Source organism: Acinetobacter sp. NIPH 298, assembly GCF_000369505.1.
Classification (GTDB): Bacteria; Pseudomonadota; Gammaproteobacteria; order Pseudomonadales; family Moraxellaceae; genus Acinetobacter.
The window spans coordinates 1,158,743-1,176,859 of record NZ_KB850055.1 but is presented as its reverse complement, the minus strand read 5'-3'; the positions used below and the strand labels follow the sequence as shown (position 1 = coordinate 1,176,859).

General features: G+C 39.7%; 13 protein-coding genes and 1 riboswitch. Of the genes, 1 reads left to right on the top strand and 12 read right to left on the bottom strand.

Annotation, left to right across the window (positions count from 1 at the left end):
• Positions 1-42: 42 nt before the first annotated feature.
• From uca to F903_RS10475, 4 genes are all read right to left on the bottom strand, one after another.
• Positions 43-3,648, bottom strand: a complete 3,606-nt coding sequence (gene uca, locus F903_RS10490; protein ID WP_005196904.1) for an urea carboxylase — start codon at positions 3,646-3,648, stop codon at positions 43-45.
• A gap of 3 nt (positions 3,649-3,651) precedes the next feature.
• Positions 3,652-4,305 (bottom strand): urea amidolyase associated protein UAAP2, encoded by a 654-nt coding sequence (locus F903_RS10485; RefSeq protein WP_005196902.1) that lies wholly within the window; start codon positions 4,303-4,305, stop codon positions 3,652-3,654.
• Between the two features lie 17 nt (positions 4,306-4,322).
• Positions 4,323-5,060 carry an urea amidolyase associated protein UAAP1 gene (locus F903_RS10480; protein ID WP_005196900.1) on the bottom strand — a complete coding sequence of 246 codons (738 nt, stop codon included), beginning with the start codon at positions 5,058-5,060 and terminating at the stop codon, positions 4,323-4,325.
• Between the two features lie 30 nt (positions 5,061-5,090).
• Positions 5,091-5,199, bottom strand: a riboswitch (guanidine-I (ykkC/yxkD leader).
• 132 nt (positions 5,200-5,331) lie between these two features.
• Positions 5,332-5,811, bottom strand: coding sequence for an Lrp/AsnC family transcriptional regulator (locus tag F903_RS10475; protein ID WP_005196898.1), 480 nt, complete (start codon positions 5,809-5,811; stop codon positions 5,332-5,334).
• Between the two features lie 130 nt (positions 5,812-5,941).
• On the opposite strand from F903_RS10475, the gene F903_RS10470 reads away from it, so the two are divergent.
• On the top strand, positions 5,942-6,580 hold the full coding sequence (locus F903_RS10470) for a LysE family translocator (RefSeq protein WP_005196896.1): 639 nt from the start codon (positions 5,942-5,944) through the stop codon (positions 6,578-6,580).
• A 75-nt stretch (positions 6,581-6,655) separates the two neighbouring features.
• On the opposite strand, the gene F903_RS10465 is transcribed toward F903_RS10470, so the two are convergent.
• From F903_RS10465 to F903_RS10430, 8 genes are all read right to left on the bottom strand, one after another.
• Positions 6,656-7,486, bottom strand: coding sequence for an SDR family NAD(P)-dependent oxidoreductase (locus F903_RS10465; RefSeq protein WP_005196895.1), 831 nt, complete (start codon positions 7,484-7,486; stop codon positions 6,656-6,658).
• A gap of 16 nt (positions 7,487-7,502) precedes the next feature.
• Positions 7,503-8,576: an amidohydrolase family protein gene (locus F903_RS10460; RefSeq protein ID WP_005196892.1), complete on the bottom strand. Its 1,074-nt coding sequence runs from the start codon at positions 8,574-8,576 to the stop codon at positions 7,503-7,505.
• Positions 8,577-8,987: 411 nt separating this feature from the next.
• On the bottom strand, positions 8,988-11,189 hold the full coding sequence (locus tag F903_RS10455; RefSeq protein WP_005196890.1) for an OsmC domain/YcaO domain-containing protein: 2,202 nt from the start codon (positions 11,187-11,189) through the stop codon (positions 8,988-8,990).
• Between the two features lie 302 nt (positions 11,190-11,491).
• Complete coding sequence (locus F903_RS10450; protein WP_005196888.1) at positions 11,492-12,664, bottom strand: hypothetical protein; 1,173 nt, start codon at positions 12,662-12,664, stop codon at positions 11,492-11,494.
• Complete coding sequence (locus tag F903_RS10445; protein WP_051065080.1) at positions 12,661-14,004, bottom strand: TolC family protein; 1,344 nt, start codon at positions 14,002-14,004, stop codon at positions 12,661-12,663. Before F903_RS10445 ends, F903_RS10450 begins: the two co-directional genes overlap by 4 nt.
• Positions 14,001-15,587, bottom strand: coding sequence for a GH3 family acyl-acid amido synthetase (locus F903_RS10440; RefSeq protein WP_005196883.1), 1,587 nt, complete (start codon positions 15,585-15,587; stop codon positions 14,001-14,003). The genes F903_RS10445 and F903_RS10440 overlap by 4 nt, the downstream gene beginning before the upstream one ends.
• Positions 15,584-16,405 (bottom strand): hypothetical protein, encoded by an 822-nt coding sequence (locus tag F903_RS10435; protein WP_005196878.1) that lies wholly within the window; start codon positions 16,403-16,405, stop codon positions 15,584-15,586. The genes F903_RS10440 and F903_RS10435 overlap by 4 nt, the downstream gene beginning before the upstream one ends.
• Positions 16,406-16,552: 147 nt before the next feature.
• On the bottom strand, positions 16,553-18,100 hold the full coding sequence (locus F903_RS10430; protein WP_005196875.1) for a DHA2 family efflux MFS transporter permease subunit: 1,548 nt from the start codon (positions 18,098-18,100) through the stop codon (positions 16,553-16,555).
• Between the last annotated feature and the right edge of the window lie 17 nt (positions 18,101-18,117).

Here is an 18,117-nt window from a genome sequence, read left to right as displayed (position 1 = left end):
AAATAAAAAGACCGCCTAAGCGGTCTTTTTATTCCTACTTCTTTAAGCCACTGGCGCTAAAGTAAATAGAACCTGCCCTGTTTTTACAGTTTGCCCTTTTTCAATGGTAATGCTTTCAACCTTCATGCGTTCAGGTGCAACAATCGGAATTTCGATTTTCATAGCCTCGATGACCGCTAGCGTTGCTCCTTCCTCAACAATATCCCCAGATTGACATTCAATTTTCCAAATCGAACCCGGCATATGTGATTCAACAGCACAACCACCATCAGGAATGATGACGGTTTCACCCTCATCGACTGCATCCAAACTTTCAGAGACATATTCTGCTAGCCCTGCCTCATGCCAACGACGACGCTCAGCATCAAAATTCGCTTGTTGAGTTGTTTTAAAACTTGAAATGGTTTCAGCATTGTCTGATAAAAATTGATTATATTCTTTGAGATTTAAAACACCGTCCTCAATTCTAAGTTTGAGTCGTCCCGCCTTAAAATCCTCACGCATTTGCATGAGTTCTGTTTCAGAAACTTCATAGAATTTAATCTGATCAAAGAAGCGTAATAACCACGGTTTACCTTGCTCAAAGTCTGCATTTCTACGATAGCGAGACCACATTTGAGTCGTTCTACCCACAAACTGATAGCCACCCGGTCCTTCCATTCCATAGACACACATATAAGCACCGCCGATTCCAACAGCATTTTCAGGTGTCCAAGTTCGTGCAGGATTATATTTAGTCGTTACGAGTCGTTGACGTGGATCAAGCGGTGTCGCAACTGGAGCACCGAGATATACATCACCTAAGCCCATCACCAAATAATTTGCGTTGTACACCACATCTTTTACGGCTTGTTTATCTTTCAGACCATTAATGCGACGGATAAATTCGATATTGTCTGGACACCACGGTGCATCAGGGCGCACTGTTTGCATATAACGTTCAGTTGCCAACTGCGTTTGTGAATCTTCCCAAGCCAAAGGTAAATACACAGTACGTGAAGGAACTTGCATTTCAGTCACATCAGGCAATTCTGTTTCGGCTTGTTTGAGTAGGTTCAATAAATTCTGTTGATCCAGTTTGAGTGAGTCATAATGAATTTGAAGTGAACGTATTCCCGGTGTTAGATCAATAATAGCTATGATGTTTTGATCTTTAACCCACTGCATTAATGCATGTATGCGGAATCTCAAATTCAGGTCTAAAACCAATTCGCCATACTCAACCAACATGTAGTTATTACCAGCGGGGCGATACACCACATTTGGCGTATGTTCTTGACCATCTAAACGATCTAACACAGCATCATTTAAACTATCAATCTCAGCATAAAAGCTTTGACCAAATTGCACAGCATTGAGATGCTCTGTACTGAGCATATGATGATAAGTTTGATTTAATTGGGTTGCTTGTTCATATCGAATAGGAACAAATTTGACTTTATCTCCTGCTTTTAGTTGACCTAATTTCCAAAGTTCAGAATGAACAACGACCGCTGGGCAAACAAAACCACCAAGGCTCGGACCATCAGGACCTAAAATGATCGGCATGTCTCCTGTAAAGTCGATTGCACCAATAGCATAGGCATTGTCATGAATATTGGAAGGATGTAAACCTGCTTCGCCGCCATCTTCACGCGCCCATTCTGGCTTTGGACCGATCAATCGAATTCCTGTACGGCTTGAATTGAAATGTACTTCGAAGGAATGTTCAAAGAATGTATCAATATCTTGTTTGGTGAAAAAATCAGGCGCACCATGCGGACCATACATCACCGCAATTTCCCAACTGTTTGAGAATGTCGGAACTTGTTCTGCATTTAAAATTGTTTGTTGATCTGAACTAAAAGAAGTGATTGGCAACATATCACCAATTAACAAATTACGTCCTGCGTGACCACCAAATTGACCTAATGTAAATGTCGCTTGTGAACCCAAGTATTCAGGAACATTCAAACCACCTTTGATACCAATATAAGTTCTACATCCTGTGATGATTTTACCGCATTTAAGAATTTGCCCTTTCTTCACATTCACCGTTTGCCACATTGGAATGTGCTCACCGTCTAAGGTTGACGGCATGTCACCACCTGCAAGCACGATTTGGCTATCACAGTGAAACTTTAGTGTAGGTCCATGCAAGGTACATTCTAAACCAGCACTATTAGATGTATTACCGAGTAGTTGGTTTGCCACATTTAAAGATAAAGGGTCAATTGCTCCAGACGGTGGTACACCCACATCCCAGTAACCTAAACGGCCTGTGACATCTTGTATGGAAGTTTGAATACCTGCTTGCAATACCTCGATTTTTTGAGTTTTCCATTCAAAAGTATTAAGGAAACGTGTGGTTTGAGTACCAGCTTTAAACACTTCACAATCAATAATATTCTGTAAATACTCAAGATTGGTTTCGATACCTGCCACCTGAGTTTTGGCTAAGGTATGATTCATTGCTTGAATAGCCGCATCTCGATCATTTGCCGTGACGATAATTTTAGCAATCATAGGATCGTAAAATGAGGAAACAGTCGAGCCAGTTTCTACCCATGTTTCATTACGTGCTTGATCATCAAACTCAACAAAGGTCAGTAAACCTGCACTCGGTTGGAAGTTTTTGATCGGGTCTTCAGCGTACAAACGAACTTGTATCGAATGTCCTTCTGATTTCAAAGGTTGCGTTGGTGCTGTCCAGTCGCCACTTGCAAGTGTGACCATCCATTCAACCAAATCTACGCCGTATATTTGTTCTGTGACACCATGTTCAACTTGTAGGCGGGTATTTACTTCCAAAAAGTAAAAATCTTGTGTGTCCGTATCCATCACAAATTCAACAGTACCCGCTGAACGATAATTCACGGATTGCATGAGTTGAATTGCAACAGTCTGAATATATGAACGTTGTTGATCATTTAAATGTGGTGCTGGCGTTTCTTCGATGACTTTTTGATTGCGACGTTGAACAGAACAATCGCGCTCACCCAACGCTAAAACTTGTCCTTGACCATCACCAAATATTTGCACCTCGATGTGGCGAGCGTTCTGTACGAATTTCTCTAAATACAATCCAGCATCTTTAAAGTTTGCCTGCGCAAGATAAGATACGGTCGCGAAAGCATCTTTTAGCTCTTCAGCATTCCATACCAAACGCATTCCGATACCACCACCGCCTGCGGTACTTTTTAGCATCACAGGATAGCCAATGCGCTCAGCTTGAAACAACGCCTCTGCTTCATCAGCCAAAAGTTGGCTGCCCGGCAATAGTGGCACATTTGCTTCGATTGCAAGTTCTCTTGCAGTATGTTTCAAGCCAAATGCACGCATTTGAGCTGAGTTTGGACCGATAAATGCAATTCCTTGTGATTCACACAGATCACAAAATTTAGCATTTTCAGATAGAAAACCATAACCCGGATGAATAGCATTCGCACCTGTTTGTTTGGCGACTTCTAAAATTTTGTCAACATTCAGATAACTTTGACTTGCGGGTGCATCACCGATATAAACCGCTTCATCCGCTAAAGTCACATGCAAAGAATCTCGGTCTGCCTCAGAGTAGACAGCAACCGATTGAATACCTAATTTTTTTAGTGTTCGAATAACACGACATGCTATCGCACCACGATTGGCGATTAAAACTTTATCAAACATAGACTAAACCTCCTCACCATCACGAATCACTAATTGGATCGGAGTCGGGTTATAGGCATTACAAGGATTATTCAATTGTGGGCAATTAGAAATCAGCACAATTAAATCCATTTCTGCTTTGATCTCGACAAATTTACCCGGCGCAGAAATACCATCATCAAACTTCAGATGTCCGTCAGATGTAACTGGAACATTCATAAAGAAATTGATATTTGGACCAATGTGACGCACATTCAAATTGTGCTTTTTCGCGATTGGATGTTTGGCTAAGGCATACATAAAATTGTTGCGGCAACTATGCATAGGATAAGTTTCATGTGCGTAGCGCACAGTATTACTTTCACAAGAACATGCACCACCCAACGTGTCATGACGACCACAGTTATCATCGTGAATGACTGCAATTAACCGTCCAAAGTTACTGTATAAGGATGTGCCTTTTTCTAAATAGATATATTGATTCATGGCAAGCGTATCTGTCGCGCTATAACGCTCTTCAGGATTTTCTGCTGAGATAAACAACGTATCAACAGCTTGGTTGCCCTCTAAATCGATAATGCGAAAGTATTGCCCTTTTTTAACCTCGCACATCCATGCTTCACCCGCAGGACAAACTTCATTTAATGTAGCTTTTTCAAAAGTGTTTAAAACGGTCATGATGCTTCTCCTATGGCTTAATATGCTGAACTCAATGCGTAGTAACGTGCGTTGTTTTGAAAAGCACGTTGATTTTGTGGACAGGCATCACGACAAATATCATGGTCGGCTAAAGGATTGGCTTTATACAAAGACAATTGAATATCGCTTGGTTGGTAGAGCGAACTGTTATCTAAACCATGGGGAGCAGCAGAAAGGAAAACTAAACAATCCATTTCAAAACGTAACTCAATGATTTGGTTGGTATTGTCTAATTGGGTATAGGTTAGAGCACCTAGATCATTGGGACTCACTTTTGAGAAAAGGTTTACGGTTGCACTCAAATCAGTTTGTGATAGGGAAAATTTCGCCATCTCTACCAATAAGCCATCTACACCGTTTTGGTACATTTCATTTCGTGCATCTTGAAAACGACGTTGACCAAACTGTTTGCTGATTTGCTCAGGACGACTCGCCCCACAGAACGTATCATTCCAACCATGGTCATCTTTAACGATCGATGCCATGACACGCCCTAAATCTGAATACAAAACATTGCCCGTCGTTAAAAATGCAGTGTGTTGTCCTTTTAAGGTGTCTGGCATGTTGTAACGTTCGAGTTTATCTTCAGCATTCACACAAAACAGTGAAACATTGGCGTTTGAAGCCAGAGCTTTAAACTGAAGAACAGTCCCTTTCTGAACTCTTCCTGACCAATGATGACCACCGGGTAGTTTTTCAGTCCAAAGAATCTGGTTGGTATGATATTCGCTCATTCGCATGACCTCTTTTAAGGTTTAAGTCCAACCTCCCGGGCTTTTATCCCTCCGTGTAGTTCTTGCGAACCGTGAACTCTCGGTCTCAGTCATAGCCAACTTTGAGGAGCTGTCTATCGGAACCCTAGATCACTTTATGATGGAGTAAATGAAGCAAATGGCGTGCCAATTTAGTAATACGATTTTTATATTTCGTCATACTTTTTGGCATTAAAACAATGCATTTTTATTTTCCATGCACTGTGATCAGTCAAAATCAGTGCACTAGTGTTTATTTCTGAGGCTTTACTGGAAAACATAAAAAGGGCTTTATTTCTTTCAGGACAAACATACTTTGCATTTCTTTGATTCCAGGCAATCTTCGAATGGTGGTCATTGAAAACTCAGCATAGGTATCGAGATCTGGTGATACGACTTGCAACAAAAAGTCTGCATCGCCGCCAATGCTATAACATGCAACAACATAATCTAAAGCAGTGACTTCTTCTTCAAATTTCTTTGCCTCTCTTTCGCTATGACTATCAATCGATACACGAACAAACACCATCACACCTAAGCCAAGTTTTTTGCGATCAAGTAAAACGCCGTATCCTTTGATGACTTTGGTGTCTTCTAAATGTTTGACTCTTCGCCAACAGGGCGAGGTTGAAAGACCTAATTGTTCTGATAAGTCAACATTTGTGGTTCTTGAGTCTTTTTGCAATAACTCTAAAATTCTTGCATCAGTTTTATCAATTTTTAAATTGGGCATAATATTTCTATTAAAGTTAAATATAGGGTTATTTATACCCTATATTTTATGTTTACTAGAACATATAGATCAAATTTACCTGTGTATTTATTAAAAAATAGAGATCCGATTTCATTTGGTTTTAATTGACATGGAACATCTCACACAAACAATGACCTATGTTTTAACTTTGGCTTTGGCAGCGATCCTCCCCGGACCGGGCATGACCGGTCTTATGTTTAAAACATTAGTGCAGGGATATAAAAATGGACTGATGATGCTGTTTGGTCTCATCACGGGAGATATCACTTTCTTATTGATTTCAATTTTTCTTTTTTCTTCTCTTCATCATTTCAGTCCACATTTGGCTTTTTATTTGATACTACTATCAAGTTCATACCTACTTTACTTAGCTTATAAGTTTTGGTTTTTTAAAGGTAATCTATTGGAAAATGAAGCACCTGCAAATCTCAAAAACACGCTTTTTTCCTATAAAGATGGGCTGTTAATTACTTTGAGTAATCCTAAAACCATTTCATTTTATCTTGCGATTGTACCTGCTATCTTCGGTGCGCAGTCATTGCAAAAGCAAAGCTGGTTTTTAGTGTCTATTACCATCTTCACGCTCGCCATCATTGGCGGACTTTATGTCTTTTTTTCATGGAATCTAAAGAAAGTTCTCAGTGATATAAAAGTACAAACCATTTTATTAAGAGCATTGTCCCTCATGATGGGTATATTGGCTTTGGGAATGTTTTATAGAGAATTTAACATTCAATATTTAGCATAAGCCATTGATTCACAAAGCCCTAAAATACATTTCACTTTAGAGCTTTGTGAGTTAAATAGAAGATGAACTCAAATCTTACTTTTTCTTTTTGGTGAACAAATTCAATGCTTGCGCATAATGTGATGGTGCTACACGCTGAATTAGATCTAAAATTTTGGCATCATTGCCAATTAAAACTCGGCGCTGATCTTTTTTAACCGCATTTAAAATTACTTTTGCTGCTTCTTCAGGTGGGGTTTTGAGTACCTTGTTAAAGGCTTTACTGGCTTTTGCAGGATTCAATCCTAAAGCACGAATACTATCACTCATGCGTGCACTATTTGCGATATTAGTGCGTATCCCTCCTGGATGAACACAAGTTGCACTTACGCCGTTGGCTTGTAAGTCAAGCTCTTGACGAAGTGATTCGGTAAAACCACGCACTGCAAATTTAGTCGCATTGTATGCACTTTGCGTAGGTTGCGCTGTTAAACCAAATAGACTAGAAATGTTGATAATATGCCCTTCACCACTTTGCTTTAAATAGGGTAAAAATGCTTTGGTACCATGTACTACACCCCAAAAATTAATATCAAATACCCACTCCATTTCCTCATAACTCATTCCTTCAACCGTGCTTGCCAGTGCCACGCCTGCATTATTAAAAATGAGATTAATTTTTCCATGTTCTTGAGCGGTATTCGCAGCCCATTCCTCTACATCAGCGCGATCAACAACATTCAAAGTCGTGAGTGTCACATTGATCGGATAAGATTTAACGAGGTCCAATGTTTCAGCTAAGCCTTGCTCATTCACATCACTCAGGGCTAGATGTGTACCCTGTTGTGCCAATAAGATAGCGAGTTGTTGACCGATTCCAGAACCCGCACCTGTAATCGCGGCAACTTTTTGATTAAAATTCTTCATAAAAATGGCTCTTTATTTAGTTGATGTCTAATTGATAAAAATGGATTGCGTTTTGTCTAAAAATCGCTTGCAAAGCTTCAGAACCATAAGGCTCAATCATTTTGATGTAAGCCTGTATTAAGTCGGTTAAACGCGCATTAGGTTTATCCATTGGATAATTCGAAGCGAACATGATTCGATCTGTACCAAAGACACGAATCGCATGCTGTATCAATGGCGCTAATAATTGAACCATTTCAGCAACAGTTGCCGTGCGATTTTCTTTATAAAATGTATGTCCCAATACAGGCATCATGAGACCTGATATTTTCGCACTTACATTCGGCTGCTCCGCTAAAGTACTCAGGTCGTTTTGCCATTGCTGAAATATTGCATCACGTTGCGCAGCAGTTTTCCCAGTCTTCTTACCCACTGCGCCAAATAGCCCAGCAGGTGTTGCAAGATGATCCACGACAATGTGTGTTTCTGGAAATTGCTTGGCTAAGGCAGTGATCTCATTTAATTGAGTTGAATAGCCCCAAGCATCGAAGGACAAATTCATTTTGGCGAGTTGCTCAAATCCCTTTAAGAATTTTTTAGACTGATATAAATGAGGTGTTTTAGACCAGCGATAGATGCCATCATCCTCATGCCAAGAAGACATCTTTCGAATTCCTCTAAACAAAGGACTTGCATCTCGATGAGCTTTTAAAATATCGGCGAATTTGCGGCTACTTGGATCCGCCGTGGCAATAATTGCAGCAAGTTTTAAATCATATTTTGAAAAATCTAAATGGCTTAACCAGCTCGTTTCTTCAACAACGCCAAAACCTTTATGATGGTGCCAATTGGCTTCAACATGCACCACACTCTCTACATTCAAACCGCCTAAGTCTTGATGGTAATGCATCGGTAAATAAGGATTTAAGATGTGTTCAGTCTTTCCGAGCGTATCTAATAATGGCTTGGGTTTAACCAGACGAATCACCTTATCCATGAGCGCTGGATATTTCCCCAAGGTTTTGACCAATAGCGCGGCTGAATGTGGTGTGTGATAAGGGTCCCATTGGTGTATATGTGGATCGATAATTGCCAAATCTAAGGGATTCATTTTTCTACTCTATTGATTATATATAAACGCATCTTTGTATTTATTCATCCATAAATAGCTTCGGTTATTAGATGATGACCATCCCTATCTTGTTTTCCGAGCTTACAAACAATTTAGATATGCATGAAATGATTTTTTCTAATGTAAAAATATGAATTATATTCATAATCTAAAGCAATACACTTCTTTTATAAATTCCTTTTGTTTATCTCAATAAGGAAATACTAGCAGATGTAAATAATGATCAAAGGGGGTTTAGCTAAAAACGCAATGCATGGTTGAAGTGCCAACTCTAAATATTTATGTCATTCTTATTTCTTTAAATTTTTTGTTCAAATGTGCTAGATATTTAAAAACACTGGACTGCTCAATGATTATCATCTTGCAGTCCAGTGTCGTGTATTGTCGTTCCTAGCTTACTATCACTGATTTCGCACGAGCAGCATGCAATTTCTTATAGCTTTCAATCAAACGTAAATGACGATCGAGCCCTTCAAGTTTCATGCTGGTCGGCGTTAAACCATAGAAACGAACAGTGCCTTCGACCGAACCGATTACTGCATCCATACGTTCATCACCAAACATACGACGGAAGTTCTTGTCGTAATCTTCCAATTCCATCTCATCATCGAGAATGACTTCTAGTACGACATTCATGCATTGATAGAACAAGCCACGCTCAACGGTGTTGGTATTGTATTGCAAGAACGTTTCGACCAATTCTTTGGCTTCTTCAAATTGCTGCAATGCAAGATTGATTAATAATTTTAATTCGAGCAGTGTGAGTTGCCCCCACACAGTATTGTCATCGAATTCAACCCCAATCAGCGTAGTGATCTCAGTATAATCATCCAATTCACATTCTTCTAAACGTTCAAGCAATGCTTCAAGTTGCTCATCGTCCAAGCGATGTAAGTTCAAAATATCTTCACGGAACAATAACGCTTTGTTGGTATTATCCCAAACCAAATCTTCAACCAAATAAATTTCTGAATAATCAGGTACTAAAATACGGCAAGCGGTTGCACCGAGATGCTCATAGACCGCCATATAAACTTCTTTGCCCATTTCTTCAAGGATGCCAAATAATTCAGCCGCTTCGTCAGCATTGGAGTTTTCACCATCATTGGTAAAATCCCACTCGACGAAATCATAGTCTGATTTGGCACTAAAGAAACGCCAAGAGACTAAACCACTTGAATCAATAAAGTGTTCCACAAAATTATTTGGTTCGGTCACTGCTTCGCTTTGGAAGGTTGGTTGTGGCAAGTCATTCAAGCCTTCAAAACTACGACCTTGCAATAACTCAGTCAGACTACGTTCCAAAGCGACTTCAAAGCTTGGATGCGCACCAAATGAAGCAAACACACCGCCTGTGCGTGGGTTCATCAAAGTGACACACATCACTGGAAATTGACCACCTAAAGAAGCATCCTTGACCAATACTGGAAAACCTTGCTCTTCTAAGCCTTGGATACCTGCAACAATGCTTGGATATTTCGCTAAAACGTCTTCAGGTACGTCCGGTAATGTGATTTCCCCTTCTAAGATTTCACGTTTTACAGCACGTTCAAAGATTTCAGATAAACATTGTACTTGCGCTTCTTCTAAAGTATTCCCCGCGCTCATACCGTTACTTAGATATAGGTTTTCAATTAGATTCGATGGGAAATAGACTGTCTCACTATCAGATTGACGCACAAATGGCAGTGAACAGATACCACGTTCGATGTTACCTGAGTTGGTATCATACAAATGCGTACCCAGTAACTCATCGTCAGGGTTATAAACTTCTAAACAGTATTCATCTAAAATTTCTTTCGGTAATTCGCCATTTGGACCTGGTTTAAACCATTTTTCATCTGGATAGTGAACAAATTCAGCGTTGGCAATTTCTTCACCCCAAAACTGATCGTTATAGAAAAAGTTACAGTTTAAACGCTCAATGAACTCACCGAGTGCTGAAGCCAATGCACTTTCTTTGGTTGAACCCTTACCATTGGTAAAACACATTGGAGATTGGGCATCACGGATATGCAGTGACCAAACATTTGGCACAATATTACGCCATGACGCAATTTCAATCTTCATACCTAAGCCTGCCAAAATGCTCGACATATTGGCAATGGTTTCTTCTAATGGCAGATCCTTACCTGCGATATAGGTCGTATTTTCCGATGCTAAGCTTGGCATCAGCAATGCCTGTGCATCGGCATCGATACTTTCGACTTCTTCAATAATAAACTCTGGACCAGTTTGTATGACCTTCTTCACCGTACAACGGTCGATTGAGCGCAAGATGCCTTGACGATCTTTTTCTGAAATATCAGCCGGTAATTCAACCTGAATTTTAAAAATTTGTTTGTAGCGGTTTTCTGGATCAACAATATTGTTTTGCGATAAACGAATATTATCCGTCGGAATATCACGTGCGGCACAATACACTTTTACGAAATAAGCTGCACAGAGCGCCGATGATGCTAAAAAATAATCAAATGGACCTGGCGCAGAACCATCCCCTTTGTAGCGAATCGGTTGGTCGGCGATTACGGTAAAGTCATCGAATTTGGCTTCTTGTCGAAGGTTGTCGAGGTAATTAACCTTGATTTCCATGCTAGCACCTAAACTGATCTGATGTGTTTTAACACAAGAGATTGAAAATATTGATAAATAAGTCGAATTATAGCGTTAAAATTGACTTAATAATGCGTAGTTGCAATTGATCGTAGTCGTCATACGACTCACTGCAACTCGTAATGATGGGCATTATTATAGAAGTATTTTATGAAATTGATAACTTTTGTCGGTTTTTCTAATGGATTTAAAAGGAATGGCTTAAAAATACGCCATATTGAAGCATGTTAAATAGAAAATGACTGCTCAATAAAACATTTCACAGCCATTTTGATTGAGCGTCAAATCCGCCCCACTTCAAGATATGGAATGAGTGTTTGATCAAAGTTAGGACGCGGATCTGCCTCAAAGCTAATAAAACCATGCATACCAGTCAACCGTTCTCCTTTATAGAATTGATTCAGTTGAAAGCGAGGATCTTTATGCGATAGCGTAAAACTAACAGCACCAATACCCAGTTGCTTAGAACGATGATAGGCGTCTTTTAACATCTGATGATGCAAAGACAAAGCGGTTGGATGACACAATAAAGTATGCAGTACATGATATTTCACCGCATCACCTCGCTTGGGCAAAGGCATGCTTTTACTGAACTTGGTGTAAAGGTTATATATCGGTCTGAGTACACCGATCATTGGACTGTAATGTAATATTTTGGTTTGTTTGAGGCTGTGCTGATCCCATAACCCAAACATGCCAACAATTTTGTCATTCTGAAAATAAAGAAGAAAGTCTGATAGTTTTATGCCAGAAAAATAACAATTCCCCTCAGCCAATTCTTCGAAATTATAAGCAGGGATAAAGTTATAGTAATCTGACATCTCGGTAATAAACTGATTCATCGCCTGTATATGTTCTGGTTTGGCTATGCAAGATTGAATCTGCGCTATGTCCGTATGATGTGGGTTTGAATCATTCAGGAAAGTCGTAATTTTTCTTCGTGGGCCTAAATCTGTCAGCGTTAAAGTCTCAATGAGTCCTTCATCATAATAATCAGGCATACCTGTTTTAGGCGCTTGTATCGCAGCACGGGCTGCATGATTATCATCAAAAATAATCATCTGACTAAAATTAGGCGCATGCATATTTTCTTTTACATGTGCACCGAGCACCTTAACTAATGATTTTCCTCGATAGCGATGATCAACGCGCAGGTCACTGGCATATCGAAAATTCTGTATGCTGCGATTGACATAACACGGACGATAGCCATTGCTATAACAAGCCACTTTTTTCTGGCTCGCAGTGTCTTCAATCACCACATGTAATTTATGCTTATACAAAATATCGGATGCTTTAAAATAACTCGGCTCACGTTGAAAACTGATTTGAACCCCTTTCGTTGTCATCGGAACAGCGATCAATGCTCGCAAGGCTTGGTCGTCTTCTAATGTTGCTTCTCTTGTAATGAGATGACTTTTTTCAAGCGGTTGTAATGCTGGATTTATATTCATTGTAGATTCACCTGTTCAGGATATTGATTAGACACCAGATGATTTAGCTCACCCATTTGATCCAATAACTGATAAATAAATACGATTTCATCTTGTTCATTGACGATTTTCTGAGTTTGAACATCCAACAATTTCTGCTCTGTATTGAGTAAGTCAAAGGTTGTCTTGGTGCCTATTTCAAATTCTTTTCGTGTGTATAGCAGCGCGATTTCTGCTGCATCTATTGCATTTTTTAGTGCATTTTTATTTTGACGGATACTTAAAAGTTGTGCATAGGTCGTTTGCGCACGTTGATTCAGATCCAATTCTAGGCTTCTAATTTTCTGATTGGCGAGATCCACATCCGTTTGTGCTTTTCGCACATTGGCGCGATTTAAACCATCATCAAACAAAGGCATATTTAACTGTACGCCCACCATATAATTATTACTTTCAGAACCAATGTAACTCGCTTCTTCTTGTTTCCCAGCGCGACTGGTCAACATCACAGTTGGCCAAAGCTCACGTTTTGTTAAGGCGAATTGTTGCTCTGCCGCTTGCTTTTGATATTTAGCTTGGATAAGCGCAGGGTGATTTTTAGTCTTTGATAAAATCTCATCCAAATTATTTGTCAGATTCGGTGCTTGAGTGATTGGCACCAAATGATCAGCGCGAACACCAGTCACTTGATAAAATTGCGCTTCGCTAATGCTGAGGCTCGATTGCGCTTGAGTCACATCTGCTTGCCCTTGCGCGACCTGCGCCAAGACTTGAGCCAAATCAGCACGGGTAATCATGCCAACATCAAAGCGCCGTTGTGATTCAAAAAGCGAGCGTTGTAGATTCGCTAGTGTTTTTTTTCTAAGTGCTAAAATCGACTGCTTTTTGAGTACATCGGTATAGACCATCACTGTATTTAAAATCGTTTCTGATCGTCGATCGGAAAATGCATGGGTCTGTGCAGAAAGCTGACTTTTAGCGGCATCTACGCCCAAACGATGACGACCCGATGTGTAAATCGGATAGTCCATCTGTAGTTGTAAGCTTCGACCACGCCTATTTCCCTCTGTCGGAAATAAAACTGTTGCCGGCGTCTCTATTTTTTCATAGTCCAACTGCCCCACCAAATTTACTTTTAAACCATCACGTTGTCTTGCTTGTTCAAGCATGGCAGTGGACTGATTGACACTTAAACGGCTCAGTTCTAGCTGGCTTTCATGTTTTAAACTCGCACTCAAGGCTTGCTCTAAAGTCATTCCATTGACTGCACCCGATATGAATAAAACACTGACACACATTAAAGAATGAAGTTTTAACACTCGCTTTTTGAATCGCTGCACCTTGCATCCTCCTTGTTTCATAGCTGAGCCAAACTATTCAAGCTCACTTTTTTCAGAGGTTCTGGCTTAATATTGCCTTCAATGATGCCATCGAACATCACCAACTTTTTATAGGCATTCCAACCATTTTCTGCCTGTCGAATCTGTGGTTGATCTAGCTGTCCCAAATTTCGAGCAAGTTCATAATGAAAGTTTCGACGTAAAATATTATCGATATATTCATGATCAACCGTGTGATGAATATCTCCTTCAAACAATACACAGTAAAACGGTTTAACATGCTGCTGTGTATCAATCGCGAGTAACGAAATCGCTTTAGAATCCGTTTGATTTAAATGTGATAAAAGCTGTTGTGCTGTTTCAGGAGCTAGTTTTTCCCCCACAAGATCGACACCAAAACGCCGTCCTTGAAACTCAAAACACGGTATTTGATCCAAGAAACCAGTCACAATTAAACAGTCATCTAAACAATATCGCAGTAAACCATTACCTGAGCTAATGACTGGGCTGACCACATCACCCATTTTCAATGCCCAAGATGGGATAATCTGCCCTTGTTTTTCCCCTTCTAAATATTCAAATTCGTAAAAATGACTTTGATATGCCAGTGGGTAATGATCTGCATAAGGAATCGTAACCACCCCTTCGGTTGCCCACAAACCTTTGCCTTCAAACTGTACCGCAGGCAGTCTCTGTCGCAATTGATCCGCCCAAGCTTTTGAACCAGCGGTATCCCAACTTGAGACTAAACTTAGTTTTGGCCATAAGGATTTAAAATCAATTTGCTCACCATCGGAGCAATCAATTAAACGTTCAGCACTTTCTGGACTATGCGGAGCATCAACTTGTTGCAAAGAAAGTTGACGCGCACCCCATGAACCACTGTATAGAACTTCGGCAACTTCTTGCTGCATGGCTTCCAATCGATCTAACAATTGCAAAGCAAAAGTCGGACTCCACACTGAAATCATGGCTAAATTACGGTTTGCAACCAAATAACAGATTGTGGCGAATAAGGCATCATCAGCGTTTGCTGCAAAGGCAATATTACTGGGAACTGCTTGAGTAAACTTGGATAAGATGCGCTTACCTATACCGAGTAATGCACTGTCATCATTTAAGTTTTTATCTTTTAGCACTGCACGTTGGCTTTCAGGCAACCATGAAACTGACCAATAATGAGTGCCTGATTGTAATTGCGGACATTTACGGTACATACTCGCTAACCAAGGTGCGATGGCATGATCAAGTTCATCTAAGAATGCTTGGGTATAAGGAATAAATTTGATTTGTTCACTCGAACCGCTGGTCGGTTGAAAACGGATCAATTTACTACTTGAAAGCAAGGACTTTTCTTCTCGATATTGCTGAATATCTTCTCGCCATGCGCTATAACGCGTTGCAGGAAAAGACGCGACGAATTGTTCATAATCTTTGACATTGTTCTGTTGTGCCAAAGTAGATGATTGTAAAATAACACTTAAAATACGACGTTGCGTTGCTTCGAGATCATTAAAACCCTTCTTAAACTTTTGATCTGCGATATCACACCAGTGTTTTAAAATAAAATGCGATCCAGAGGTCAGCCAGTCTTGATATCTCATTTGCTGGCTCCTCGTTGACGTGTGTGCTTGGTCACAATTGCATCGCATCGACCTTTGCTGATCGGCTTCGAGATTAGTTTTGCTGGGAAACGAGCAATATCTTTCCAAGCCAAACGTCCAATACACGGTAACTCCGTTCCCACCGTCCAAGTTGGATTGAGTTGCTCAAAAAACTCAATTTTTGGATTTTTTATTCTCATCTCATCCGTAATTGGTGCGACTTCACCTTTTAATGGCTGATAATCATTGCCAAAGTTTAATAAGCCAACTTCTTTGTCATAATATTCACCAAAGAAGTTCTCACAGTAATGTTCTACCACCGCTGACAAGTGTTGGTTTTCATCCATTATGTTGGGATAATACGCATAATAATTATTTGCCAATAATAGGTATGTTTTATAACCTTTAGATATCAATAACCAATAAAGTTCATTAAATGGATATTTAACTCTTAACTTCATAATCAGTTTGAACATGGTACTTTGCAGGGTGCGAGTCCCCCAATATGCTCTTAAAATAACCGTATCACCACTAAATATAACGGTGTAATCTTTACCTTCAAAATAGAAATGTTGTACAGCGACCGTTGAAAAACCCACAATTTCATTACTTTCTTTGTTGAAAATTAATATAGCGCCACTTTTCTTTTGGAAATCTTCAACAAAGACTGAAAACTTGGTGTTTTCATAATATTGCTCATAAATTGAATACATCGTTTTCAATTTATCAATATCAATCTTCTCTTTTTCTATATATTGGCCATAAGTGCTTTCTTTATTGTTTAATTTAGAAATCAGCTTATATGTTGTCTTAATCATAGTTTTAACCTTTAAATTTATACATAAGTATTCTTGTCCCCAAGACATCTCGATACTTATATAACTATTATTTTTATTTAAAGGGCATATACAGAGATACACCTTTCCAGTTTTTTAATTAAAAAAACTCACCCTCTAATATGTTTTTTACATATTCATTTTCTTCCCCCTATCCATAAAAAATGTAAGGAAAGCAGCAATGAACATAATGATCGACAGCATACGCAGTAAATCATTAAAACTTGATGTCAGTGCTTGATAATGAATATCTCGATAAATAATACTCAGCGCGATTTGCTGCGCATTAGAACCCACTTCTTGATATTGCGCGGTAAGTTGTTCAAGTCGTTCTACAAAAATCCAATTCTGAGGCGTCATATATTGATTTAGCTCAGTGACATGGATCGCCGTAAGCCAATCTAATGAAGAGTTGATCAAAGCAAGTCCCACTGCACCGCCAATATTGCGCATTAGATTATAAATACCGCTGGCATCAGCAACTTTACTCATCGGCAAGGTACTCATGGCTAAATGCGAAACCACAATCAAACAAATCATTAAGCCAATACCACGATAGATTTGCGGCCAAAACATAAAGTCATAATCGCTATGGATACTTAAATGAGAATTTAGCCAAACACCAAACCCAGCCAAGATCATGCCCACAAAGACCGTTTTTCTAGTGTCAAAATTTGGAATCAACCATGCAAGGAATGGTGCGAAACAGAACATGACTACGCCTGTTACCATCATAATGTGGCCGATTTGACTGCTGTTCATTTCTCGAACTTGCCCAAGAAAAACAGGAATCATATAACCTAAACCATACAGTGCCATTCCAATGACAAAGGTGATGATTGCACTTAAGGTAAAATTTTTATTCTTAAAAACACTCAAATCCAATAAGGGTTTTTCTTGGGTAAGACTCCGATAAAAGAACGTAATACCGCCGAGAATGCAGATAATAAATGCCATGCGCACTCCACTATCCACTAACCAATCATGTCGAGCGCCTTCATCTAAAAAGTATTCCAATCCACCCAAGAACATTGCCATCGCAATGAGACCGATCCAGTCCATTGTTTTCAGCAAAGAATGATCAGCACGATCAATATCAGGCCCAGAGAAAATAATGGTTGCGATAATGATGCCTGGAATAATATTGATCAGGAACATCCAGTGCCATGAGAAACTATTGGTGAGCCACCCACCCACAGTCGGCCCAATAGCTGGTCCTAAAGTACTGATCATGCCAAAGAGTACCAGTGGCAAAGTACGTTTCGCTTCAGGGAATAGTAGAAATAAAGCGGTCATGGAAGTCGGAATCATACCGCCGCCCATAAAGCCTTGAATTGCACGAAATACCAATAAACTTTCTAGATTCCAAGCCATCGCGCACAGTAAAGAACTAATCGTAAATCCAACCGCACAAATGGTGTAATAGATCCGTGTCGATAACACTCGCGCAATAATACTGGACATCGGAATAGCGATGATTTCAGCAATCAAGTACACGGTTTGAACCCATGTCACCTCATAGCGACTGGCACTCATACCCGCTTGAACTTCATTTAGAGAACTTGCAACGATTTGAATATCCAAAATCGCCATAAAATTGCCAAAAATCATGGCAATAAAAATCACCCACGCGACTTTGGTCGGGAACTTCCAGTCCTCATCTAAACGCTTATCCATGTTTAGCACCTAAAATC